This is a genomic window from Skermanella aerolata KACC 11604 (genome assembly GCF_000936425.1).
Lineage (GTDB): Bacteria > Pseudomonadota > Alphaproteobacteria > Azospirillales > Azospirillaceae > Skermanella > Skermanella aerolata.
Window position 1 is genome coordinate 1 of the sequence record NZ_AVFK01000089.1, and the last position, 10907, is coordinate 10907.

A 10907-nucleotide genomic window follows, 5' to 3' on the forward strand; every position below is an offset into this window, starting at 1 on the left:
GCCGTCGCGGCCTCCGCTCCGGCGCAGGCGCAGACAGCGGCGGCAGCGCCGGATGCCCGGACCCCCGTCAACGTCACGCTGACGATCAACGGCCGGAAACATCGGCTGGCGATCGACGGGCGGACCTCGCTGCTCGACACGCTACGCGACCATGTCGGGCTAACCGGCACCAAGAAGGGCTGCGACCATGGCCAATGCGGCGCCTGCACCGTCCTGATCAACGGCACGCCTGCCCTGTCCTGCATGACGTTCGGCGTGATGGCCGAAGGTGTGGAGGTGACGACGGTGGAAGGTCTGGCCGGACCGAACGGCGACTTGCATCCGATGCAGCAGGCCTTCATCGACCACGACGCCTTCCAATGCGGCTACTGTACGCCCGGACAGATCCTGTCCGCGATCGGCTGCGTCAACGAAGGCCATGCCGAAACCGATGCCGGCATCCGCGACTACATGAGCGGCAATCTCTGCCGCTGCGCCGCGTATCCCAACATCGTCTCCGCCGTCAAGCAGGCCAAGTCCGACATGAGAGGGGCGTGACATGAGACCCTTCCTCTACGAGCACGCCGACAGCCCGGAACGGGCTGTGAAGGCCGGCGGGCAGTTCATCGCCGGCGGCACGACGATGACCGACCTGATGAAGCTGGACGTCATGCGGCCGGAAAAGCTGGTCGACATCAACCCGCTGACCCACTCGCGGGCCGGCCAGATCGAGGTGACCGACAGCGGCATCCGGTTCGGCGCCTTGGTCCGAATGGCCCAGGCCGAAGCCCATCCCGCCGTCCGGTCGTCGTATCCGGTCATCGCGGATTCGCTGAAGCTGGCGGCCAGCCAGCAGATCCGCACCATGGCGAGCCTTGCCGGCAACGTGCTTCAGCGGACCCGGTGCGAGTATTTTCGCGAAGTCTCCTGGCCCTGCAACAAGCGGGTGCCCGGTTCCGGCTGCTCCGCCATCGGCGGCGTCAACCGGCAGCATGCCGTGCTCGGCACCAGCGGCGACTGCATCGCCTCGTATCCCGGCGACTTCGCCCAGGCGCTGATAGCGCTGGACGCCATCGTCGAGACGACGGGCGGCCCCAAGGGGCTTCGGCTGATCCCGTTTGCCGAACTGCACCGTCCGCCCGGCAATACGCCGCATATCGAAACCGTGCTGGAGCCGGGCGAGCTGATCACGGCGATCCAAGTGCCCGCCGGTCCCTGGACCCGCCGGTCGCGCTATCTGAAGATCCGGGACCGCGACTCCTACGCCTTCGCGCTGTCATCGGCCGCCGTGGCGCTCGATATGGACGGCGACACGGTGCGGCAGGCGAAGATAGCGCTCGGCGGTATCGCCAGCGTGCCGTGGCGCGCCACGGAGGCCGAAGCCGCCCTCCGCGGCAAGCGGCTGGACGAAGCCTCCGCCACCGCCGCAGCGGAAGCGGCATTGGCCGGCGCCAAGCCACAGGAACACAACGCGTTCAAGGTGCCGCTGGCGAAGCAGACATTGATCCGGGCCTTGCTCGAGACGCAGCGGATGGAGATCTGACATGAGCGTTGCCGCTCCCGAACCAGGCCGCAACATGGGCCAGCCGGCGCCGCGCGTCGATGCGCGCCTGAAGGTCACCGGCGAGGCCCGCTACGCGGCGGATTTCCCCGCTGCCAATCTGGCGCATGGCGTTCTGGTCACCAGCTCCATCGCGCGCGGAAGCATCGCGTCGCTCGACCTTGGCGAGGCCAAGGCCGTTGCCGGCGTCATCGAGATCCTGACCCACGACAACGTCGGAAGCGCCATCAAGCCGCTGCCGTTCGGCAACGGCTCCGCCACCTCGATCTCGCCGCTGACCGATGCCAAAATCTGGCACGACGGCCAGATCATAGCGCTCGTGCTTGCCGACACGTTCGAGGCGGCGCGCGAGGCTGCCTACAAGGTCAAGGCCACCTACAACGCCGAACAGCCCTCCGCCGGGTTCGGTTCGGCCGGGGCCGAGACGCTGCCCGCCGTCGGCCAGGCCCAGAGCCACAAGGAAGACCCGGCGGTCGGCGACGCCGAAGCGGCCTTGCGGTCCGCCCCGACGGTGATCGAGGTCGATTACTCGACACCGACTCAGCACCACAACCCGATCGAGCTGTTCTCGACCACCTGCGTCTGGAACGGCGACCAGCTCACCGTCTATGAGCCAAGCCAGTCGGTCTACGGTTTCCGCGCGATGGTCGCCAAGCAGCTCGGCATCGACATCGGCAAGGTGCGGGTGGTCAGCCCCTATGTCGGCGGCGCGTTCGGGGCGAAGGGTTCGATGACACCCCGCACCGGCATCGTGGCGCTGGCCGCCAAGCGGATCAACCGCCCGGTGCGCTGCGTCGTGACGCGCGAACAGGGCTACACCACCGCGACCTACCGCGCGGAAACACGCCACCACATCCGCATGGGCGCAGGGCCGGACGGCAAGATCACCGGCTTCAGCCACGAAGGCTGGGAAGTAACGTCGCGGCCCGACAGCTACGTCGTCGCCGGAACAGAGGCGAGCGCCCGGCTTTACGGCTACGGAGCGGTTGCCACCAAGGTCAACATGGTCCGGGCCGACCGCAACACGCCGGGTTACATGCGCTCGCCGCCGGAGGTGCCGTATATCTATGCGCTGGAAAGCGCGATGGACGAGTTGGCGATCGCCTTGAAGATGGACCCGGTGGAGCTTCGCCGGATCAACGACACGATGAAGGAGCCGATCAAGGGCTATCCCTATACCAGCCGCGCGCTTATGGAATGCTTCGATCAGGCGTCGGCCGCATTCGGCTGGGCCAAGCGCAACCCCGCCGTCGGCTCCATGCGCGACGGCGACTGGCTGATCGGCATGGGCTGCGCCACGGCGCTTTATCCAACCAATGTCGGAGCGGCGACGGCCCGCGTGCGGCTTTCGGCCGACGGGACCGTGCGGGTGCAGACCGCCGCCCACGACCTCGGGACCGGCGCCTATACCGTCATCGGCCAGATGGCGGCGGAACGGCTGGGTGTCGATCTCGCCGCCGTGACGGTCGAACTGGGCGACACGTCGCTGCCGCCGGCCCCCGTGGCGGGTGGGTCGAACACGACGGCCAGCGTCTGCTCGACCGTGCTGATCGCGTGCGACGCGATCCGCGACAAGCTGTTCAAGTCGGCGGGCCAGCCCAACCAGGGACCGGTCAAGGCGGTGCTGGAGAAGATGGGCTCCGGCGCCATCGAGGAATACGCGGAATGGATTCCGCCGGGCGCTCCACCCGACGCGATCAAGAAGCTCTACCAAGGCGCCAGCACGCTGAAGGGCGGTCTGGAAGGCGAGAAGATGATGTGCGCCTTTGGGGCGGAGTTCGTCGAGGTCCGCATCCATGCCCGCACCCGTGAGATCCGCGTGCCGCGCATCGTCGGCGCCTTCACGGGCGGGCGCATCATGAACACCCGCACGGCGCACAGCCAGCTGATGGGCGGCATGATCTGGGGCATCGGCTCGGCGCTGCACGAGAAGACGGAGATCGATGCCCGCCACGCCCGCTACATGAACCGCGACCTGGCCGAGTACCTCGTCCCGGTCAACGCCGACGTGCCCCAGGTCGACGTCATCCTGGTGCCGGAGGAGGACGCGGAGGTGAACCCGGCGGGCGTCAAGGGACTGGGCGAAGTGGCCAATGTCGGCACGGCGTCGGCCATCGCCAACGCTGTCTTCCACGCTACCGGCAGACGCATCCGCGACCTGCCGATCCGCATCGAAGACCTGCTGGACGTGTAAACGGAAGAGGGTGCTGGGCCTGTCATTTCTGATTGACACACTGAACTGTCAATCTTCATACTTCCAGGTATGGCACACCCGGCTCCTTCCACCGTCCTCGAGTTCCTGAAACCCATTACGTGGTTCGCACCCATGTGGGCCTATGCCTGCGGGGTCGTGTCCTCCGGCGTCCCGATCGAGGGGCGCTGGCTGCTGGTCTTCGCCGGCGTGTTGCTGGCCGGCCCGCTGATCTGCGCCACCAGCCAGGCGGTCAACGACTGGTACGACCGCGATGTCGATGCCATCAACGAACCGAACCGCCCTATCCCCTCGGGCCGGCTGCCCGGACGCTGGGGCTTTTATATCGCTCTCGGCTGGACCGCGCTGTCGCTGCTGGTCGCGACCGGGCTCGGCCCCTGGGGTCTGGGCGCCGCCGTGGTCGGGTTGGCTCTCGCCTGGGCCTACAGCGCGCCGCCCATCCGCCTGAAGCGGAACGGCTGGTGGGGCAATGCGGCGGTCGGCGCCTGCTACGAAGGGCTGCCGTGGTTCACGGGTGCGGCAGTCATGGCCGCCGCCCAGCCCGACTGGCGCATCCTGGTGCTGGCCGTGCTCTACAGCATCGGCGCCCACGGCATCATGACGCTCAACGACTTCAAGTCGGTCGAGGGCGACCAGCGCATGGGCATCGGCTCGCTGCCGGTGCGCCTGGGCATCGACAACGCGGTGCGCTTCGCCTGCGTCGTGATGGGCGTGCCGCAGATCGTCGTGGTCGTCATGCTGGCGGCCTGGGGCCGCCCGATCCATGCCCTCGTCGTCCTGCTGCTGCTCGGTGCCCAATTCCTCCTGATGGTGCGCCTGCTGGAAAACCCCCGCGAACGCGCCCCCTGGTACAACGCCACAGGCACCAGCCTGTATGTCATCGGCATGCTGGTCGGGGCCTTCGCCCTGCGCGGCATCTTCCCGGAGGTCCCCTGACCATGCCCATGTCCATGGTGAATTCCCGGATTTTCGATGTCGTCGTCGTGGGCGGCGGACCCGCCGGCGCTACCGCCGCCGCCGATCTGGCGCGGCGCGGCCGCTCGGTCGTCCTGCTCGACAAGGCCGGCAGGATCAAGCCCTGCGGCGGCGCCATCCCGCCCCGCCTGATCCGCGACTTCGAGATCCCGGACGGGTTGCTGGTCGCGAAGATCAGGTCGGCCCGCATGATCGCCCCGTCCGACAAGCGCGTCATCATGCCGATAGACGGCGGCTTCGTCGGCATGGTCGACCGCGAGGTGTTCGACGAATGGCTGCGCAGCCGGGCCGCCGCCGTCGGAGCCGACCGGCGCACCGGCAGCTTCGTTCGAATCACCCGCGAGGACGGCGTCGCGACCGTCCACTACAAGACAGCCGACGGCACTGAAGAATGCGTCCGTACCCGCACCGTCATCGGCGCCGACGGCGCGTTGTCGGCGGTGGCGAAGCAGGAAGTCCCCAGCGCCACCCGCATGAAATGCGTCTTCGCCTACCACGAGATCGTCCGCGCTCCTGCGGCATCCCAGGCTGACTTCAACCCCGAGAGCTGCGACGTCTGGTACCAGGGCACGCTGTCGCCCGACTTCTACGCCTGGATCTTCCCGCACGGCGACACCGTCAGCATCGGCACCGGTTCCGCCAACAAGGGCTTCTCGCTCCGCCGTTCCGTCGAAACCCTCCGCGCCGCGACCGGCCTCGACGGGACCGAGACGATCCGGCGCGAGGGCGCCCCGATCCCGCTGAAGCCCTTGAAGCGCTGGGACAACGGCCGCGATGTCGTGCTGGCCGGCGACGCCGCCGGCATCGTGGCTCCTGCCTCCGGCGAGGGCATCTACTACGCGATGGCGGGCGGCCGCTTCGCCGCCGACGCGGTCGAAGCCTGCCTGGAAACGGGCGACGCCCGCAAGCTGGCGACGGCACGCAAACGCTTCATGAAGGCTCATGGCCGGGTGTTCTGGATACTCGGCGTCATGCAGTGGTTCTGGTACAGCAGCGACAAGCGCCGCGAGCGCTTTGTCAGCATGTGCCGCGATCCCGACGTGCAGAAGCTGACCTGGGACGCCTACATGAACAAGGAACTGGTGCGCGCCAAACCGGTCGCGCACGTCAAGATCTTCTTCAAGGATCTGGCGCACCTGCTGGGTGTCGTCAGGCCATAAAAAAAGCCGGGTTCAGGGAGAACAGCATGGCACCCGTTGCCCTCGTGCGTCCCGTCAAGGAAACCTCTCCCGAGCGCGCGCCGGAGCGGGTCTGCTTTCCCTTCGCCGCCATCGTCGGCCAGGAAGAGATGAAGCAGGCCATCCTGGTCGCCGCCGTCGATGCCACCATAGGCGGCGTCATGGTGTTCGGCGACCGGGGCACCGGCAAGTCGACTGCCGTCCGGGCACTGGCGGCCCTGCTGCCGCCGATGCGCGCCGTGGCCGGCTGCCGCTACAACTGCGACCCCACCCAGCATGCGGCCTTGTGCCCGGAATGCAGGGCGAAGCGCGCCGCCGGCGAGCTGAGGAGCGTCCGCGTCCCGATCCCCGTCGTCGATCTGCCGCTCGGCGCAACGGAAGACCGCGTCGTCGGCGCGCTCGACCTGGAGCGGGCGCTGACCCGGGGCGAAAAGGCGTTCGAGCCTGGCCTGCTGGCCCGTGCCCATCGGGGATTCCTCTACATCGACGAGGTCAACCTGCTGGAAGACCACTTGGTCGACCTGCTGCTCGACGTCGCCGCTTCCGGCGAGAACGTGGTCGAGCGCGAAGGCATGAGCATCCGCCATCCCGCCCGCTTCGTCCTGGTCGGAAGCGGCAATCCGGAAGAAGGCGAGTTGCGGCCCCAGCTCCTCGACCGCTTCGGCCTGTCCGTGGAGGTCAAGACCCCCACGGACATTGCCGACCGGATCGAGGTCGTCCGCCGCCGCGATACCTTCGAGCGCGATCCCGCCGTTTTCGCCGCCCGCTGGAAGCGCGAGGAATCCCGCCTGCGCCGCACCATCGAAGCCGGACGCTCGCGCCTGCCGGCGATCCAGGTCCCCGACGCCGCGATCGAGCGGGCGGCGCGCCTGTGCATGGCACTCGGCGCCGACGGCTTGCGCGGAGAGCTGACTCTGATCCGAGCCGCCCGCGCCCTTGCCGCACTCGAAGGGGCCGATGCCGTCGCCGACAGCCACCTGCGCCGGATGGCTCCTCCCGCCTTGCGCCACCGGCTGAGGCGGAACCCACTGGACGACGCCGGCTCCTCCGCACGGATCGAACGCGCCGTGACAGAGCTGTTCGGCGCCTGAGCCGGCACGATGACTCCCCCTGACGCTGCCTGGGAGAACGCCATCCTGGCCGCCGGTCTCTTTGCGGTCGATCCCGCCGGCCTTGGCGGCGTTTCCCTGCGGGCATCGGCCGGACCGGTCCGCGACCGCTGGCTGGCTCTCCTGCGCGGCGTTCTTCCGCCCGAAACTCCCCTGCGGCGCGTGCCGTGCCACGTCGAGGACAGCCGCCTTCTCGGCGGCCTGGACCTTCCCGCTACCCTCCAGGCCGGCCGCCCGGTCGTGGAGCGCGGCATCCTGGCCGAGGCGGACGGCGGAGTCGTCGTGCTGGCGATGGCGGAGCGGCTGTCTCCCCACATGGCGGGCCGCTTGGCCGGCGTCCTCGACCACGGCACGGTCCGGCTGGAGCGCGACGGCTTCGCCCGCACCCTGCCGGCCAACGTCGGCATGGTTGCCCTGGACGAAGGCGCCGACGAGGACGAGGCCACGCCCGAAGCGCTGCTCGACCGCTTCGCCTTCCACATCGATCTCGGCGGCATTGCCGCCGGTGCTACGGCGCAGTCGGAAATTCCCGCCGACGATATTGCGGCAGCCCGCGACTTGCTGCCCTGGGTCGCGGCATCCGACGACGTCCTGGACGCGCTGTGCGGCACGGCTCAGGCGCTGGGCATCGCCTCGATCCGCGCGCCGCTGCTGGCCCTGCGGGCAGCTTGCGCCGCCGCCGCACTGGCGGGACGGGATGAGGTAATCGAAGACGACGCAACGCTTGCCGCGCGTCTCGTCTTCAGCTCACGGGCGACCGCGATGCCGCCGGCCGAACCGCCGCAACCTCCAGCGCCCGAGCCTGAGCCGCCGGCGGAATGTCCCCCGGACGACAGCCCCCAAAGCGAGAACCGACCGCTCGACGACGTCATCCTTGAAGCCGTCCGCGCCGCCATCCCCGATCATCTCCTTGAGCGACTTCAGGCCGAAGCAGCGTCCCGTACAAAGTCCGCGTCCGGGCGCGGCGGAGCCGAGCAGTCCGCCAAAACCCATGGCCGTCCCGCCGGAGTCCGCCGCGCCACTCCAGCGCCAGGGCTGCGCCTCAACCTGATCGAGACCTTGCGCGCGGCGGCTCCCTGGCAGAAACTCCGCCGGCGGGACGGCGATACCGACCCGTCCCGCATCAGGGTCATGCGCGACGATTTCCGCATCACCCGCCTGAAACAGCGAAGCCGGACCACGACGATCTTCGTCGTGGATGCATCGGGCTCATCGGCGTCCGAGCGGCTGGCCGAAGCGAAGGGAGCCGTCGAACTGCTGCTGGCCGATTGCTACGTGCGCCGCGACGAAGTCGCCTTGCTGGCTTTCCGAGGTAAGGATGCCGAACTCCTGCTGCCGCCGACCCGCTCGCTGGTCCGCGCCAAGCGCAGCCTCGCCGGCTTGCCGGGCGGGGGAGGCACGCCGCTTGCCGCCGGGATCGACGCGGCCGCAGCATTGGCCGACGCGATCCGCCGCCGCGGCGGCACCCCGGCCCTTGTCATCCTGACCGACGGACGCGCCAACATCGCACGCGGCGGCGCGGCCGGCCGGGCCGCCGCCGAAGCCGACGCTCTCGATGCCGCCCGCAGTATTCGCGGCGCCAGCTTCAAAGCGCTGGTGATCGATACTTCCGCCCGTCCCGAACCGGCGGCCCGCCGCCTCGCCGATGCGATGGCCGCACCCTATCTGCCGCTGCCGAGGGCGGATGCCGGTGCTATTTCCCGATCCATCCGGGCGGCGCAGGCCCCCTCGCTCCGTCCATGAGGCGACCGCGCTGGGAGATCGAGGGCCGCGCCTGGCCCAACCGCGAGGCCAGCAGCTTCGTGCAGGCCGCCGGGCTGCGCTGGCACATCCAGCGGATGGGGCAGGGGCCGGAACTCCTGCTGATCCACGGCACCGGAGCGGCCACCCATTCCTGGCGCGGCCTTGCCCCGCTACTCGCCCGGCACTTCAATATCCTGGCGCCCGATCTGCCGGGCCACGGCTTCACCGATCCGCTGCCGGGGCATCGCCTGTCCCTGCCTGGAATGGCGCAGGCGCTTGGCGGATTGCTCGCCAAGCTCGAATTCTCTCCCACGATCGCGGTCGGCCATTCCGCCGGGGCCGCGATCCTCGCCCGCATGTGCATCGACCGCCTGATCGAACCGCAGACGCTGGTGTCGCTGAACGGCGCTTTCCTGCCGTTCCGGGGAGTCCCCGGCCATCTCTTCATGCCGCTGGCGAAGCTTCTGGTCATCAACCCGCTGGCGCCGCGCGTCTTCTCCTGGACCGCGGACTCCCGCGCGGTCGAGCGCCTTATCCGGAACACCGGTTCGGTTCCGGACAAGGCGGCGATAGACCTCTATGGCCGGCTGATCCGCTGCCCCGGCCATGTCTCCGCCGCACTCGGCATGATGGCGAACTGGGACCTGCACCCGCTGGTCCGCGACCTCCGCCGCCTGGAGCCCCAGCTCGTGCTGGTGGCGGGAGCGAAGGACAGCGCTGTCCCGCCGGAACAGGCCGCCCGCGTCCGGGACCTCGTACCCGCTGCGACGGTCGAAGTCCTCCCCGGTCTCGGCCATCTGGCCCACGAGGAGCGCCCGGACCTGATATCCCGCCTCGTCGAGCAACTGGCCCTTGCCGATGCACCCTAAAGGCTGCCATTCGTGTTGACCGGAGATGAAACAAGCGATGGGTTCCGGAATGCGGCACGACAGCGGATATAATACATGAGCCGGCCACCAACCCTGCCACGGGCGCTCGACGCCGACCTTCACGAAACGACGGGCCGCTCCGGCCGGCTGGCCTACTATGTCGGCGGCGATGGCCCGCCGCTGCTGCTGGTCCACAGCATCAACGCGGCGGCTTCCGCCTATGAAGTGAAACCGGTCTACGACCGCATGCGGACCTTCCGCCGCGTCTACTCGGTCGAACTGCCGGGCTACGGCCATTCCGACCGCTCCGACCGGCGCTACGACATCCGCCTGTTCACCGACGCCGTCCACGACATGCTGGACCTGATCGAGCGCGAGACCGGCGCCCAGCCCGTCGATGCGTTGGCGCTTTCGCTGTCGTCGGAATTCCTGGCCCGTGCCGCCGTGGAGAAGCCGGAGCGTTTGCGGACGCTGGCCTTCGTGACGCCGACCGGCTTCAGCAAAGGCTCGACCCGTGCCCATGGCGGCTTGCGCAAGAAAGCGTCGCGCGAAATGCCGGGTCTGCACAAGGTCCTCAGCTTCCCGCTGTGGGGCCATGGACTTTACAGTCTGCTGACCAGCAAGCGAAGCATCCGCTATTTCCTGGAACGCACCTGGGGCTCCAAGCAGATCGACGACCAGATGGTCGAGTACGACCACATCACGACCCACCAGCCCGGCGCCGAGCACGCCCCCTTCGCCTTCCTGTCCGGCCGCCTGTTCAGCAGCGACATCCGCGACCTCTACGAGCGCCTGACCCAGCCGGTCTGGATGCCCCACGGCACGCGCGGCGACTTCAAGGACTTCAGCGGCGTCGATCTGGTCGCCAAACGGCCGAACTGGACCGTTCAGCCGTTCGATGCCGGTGCGCTAGTCCATTTCGAGTGGCCGGACGAATTCGCAGCGAGTTACCGGCGTTTTCTCGATGGTCAGTGACGGATGGTGCGCCGATCGTCATTCCTTACTCTTCAGGAAACCTGAGGTGAGAACAGCCTCCTCACACACGGCCCTGCCGCTGAGCGCTCGTTGAGTGGCAGGCAGTAGAGTATCCTCCCACAAAGAGGTGAAGAGATCCGGGGGTGGGCAGCCCGGCAGGTACCCTGCTACAAGACATTCAAAAGGCTCCCGCTAGCACGGGGCCTTTTGTCTTAGGGTCAATAGCCCGTTTCCTAAAGTAGAGAATCCGGCTTATCTCATACCAACGGCATTGAAGATTGACTCGTCGATTGAGGATTCCTCTGG

Annotated in this window: 9 protein-coding genes; all 9 read left to right on the plus strand. The window is 68.4% G+C overall.

The window, feature by feature from the left end; translation table 11 throughout:
• Positions 1-537, plus strand: a 537-nt coding sequence (locus N826_RS37165) for a (2Fe-2S)-binding protein (RefSeq protein ID WP_044437527.1), incomplete at its 5' end; no start/stop codon positions are given.
• 1 nt (position 538) lies between these two features.
• The gene (locus N826_RS37170) at positions 539-1522 is read left to right on the plus strand and encodes an FAD binding domain-containing protein (protein WP_044437528.1); all 984 of its coding nucleotides are present in this window, start codon (positions 539-541) and stop codon (positions 1520-1522) included.
• Position 1523: 1 nt separating this feature from the next.
• A complete protein-coding gene (locus tag N826_RS37175; protein WP_044437529.1) occupies positions 1524-3734 on the plus strand; it encodes a xanthine dehydrogenase family protein molybdopterin-binding subunit in 2211 nt (736 codons plus the stop codon).
• A gap of 69 nt (positions 3735-3803) precedes the next feature.
• Positions 3804-4688, plus strand: coding sequence for a chlorophyll synthase ChlG (gene chlG / locus N826_RS37180; RefSeq protein WP_044437530.1), 885 nt, complete (start codon positions 3804-3806; stop codon positions 4686-4688).
• A gap of 2 nt (positions 4689-4690) precedes the next feature.
• Entirely contained in the window at positions 4691-5887 is a 1197-nt protein-coding gene (locus tag N826_RS37185; protein ID WP_373866643.1) for a geranylgeranyl diphosphate reductase, read from the plus strand.
• A 26-nt stretch (positions 5888-5913) separates the two neighbouring features.
• A complete protein-coding gene (gene bchI / locus N826_RS37190; protein WP_084721518.1) occupies positions 5914-6996 on the plus strand; it encodes a magnesium chelatase ATPase subunit I in 1083 nt (360 codons plus the stop codon).
• A gap of 9 nt (positions 6997-7005) precedes the next feature.
• Complete coding sequence (locus tag N826_RS37195; protein WP_044437531.1) at positions 7006-8757, plus strand: magnesium chelatase subunit D; 1752 nt, start codon at positions 7006-7008, stop codon at positions 8755-8757.
• Entirely contained in the window at positions 8754-9626 is an 873-nt protein-coding gene (bchO, locus tag N826_RS37200) for an alpha/beta fold hydrolase BchO (RefSeq protein WP_044437532.1), read from the plus strand. Before N826_RS37195 ends, bchO begins: the two co-directional genes overlap by 4 nt.
• Positions 9627-9701: 75 nt before the next feature.
• Complete coding sequence (locus tag N826_RS37205; RefSeq protein ID WP_044437533.1) at positions 9702-10601, plus strand: alpha/beta fold hydrolase; 900 nt, start codon at positions 9702-9704, stop codon at positions 10599-10601.
• The last annotated feature ends 306 nt before the right edge of the window (positions 10602-10907 follow it).

Bases quoted from the DNA above. Each gene is read 5' to 3' on its own strand.
- N826_RS37195 (WP_044437531.1), top strand. From the start codon at position 7,006: ATGACTCCCCCTGACGCTGCCTGGGAGAACGCCATCCTGGCCGCCGGT.
- N826_RS37170 (WP_044437528.1), top strand. From the start codon at position 539: ATGAGACCCTTCCTCTACGAGCACGCCGACAGCCCGGAACGGGCTGTG.
- bchO (WP_044437532.1), top strand. From the start codon at position 8,754: ATGAGGCGACCGCGCTGGGAGATCGAGGGCCGCGCCTGGCCCAACCGC.
- N826_RS37175 (WP_044437529.1), top strand. From the start codon at position 1,524: ATGAGCGTTGCCGCTCCCGAACCAGGCCGCAACATGGGCCAGCCGGCG.
- N826_RS37205 (WP_044437533.1), top strand. From the start codon at position 9,702: ATGAGCCGGCCACCAACCCTGCCACGGGCGCTCGACGCCGACCTTCAC.
- bchI (WP_084721518.1), top strand. From the start codon at position 5,914: ATGGCACCCGTTGCCCTCGTGCGTCCCGTCAAGGAAACCTCTCCCGAG.
- chlG (WP_044437530.1), top strand. From the start codon at position 3,804: ATGGCACACCCGGCTCCTTCCACCGTCCTCGAGTTCCTGAAACCCATT.
- N826_RS37185 (WP_373866643.1), top strand. From the start codon at position 4,691: ATGCCCATGTCCATGGTGAATTCCCGGATTTTCGATGTCGTCGTCGTG.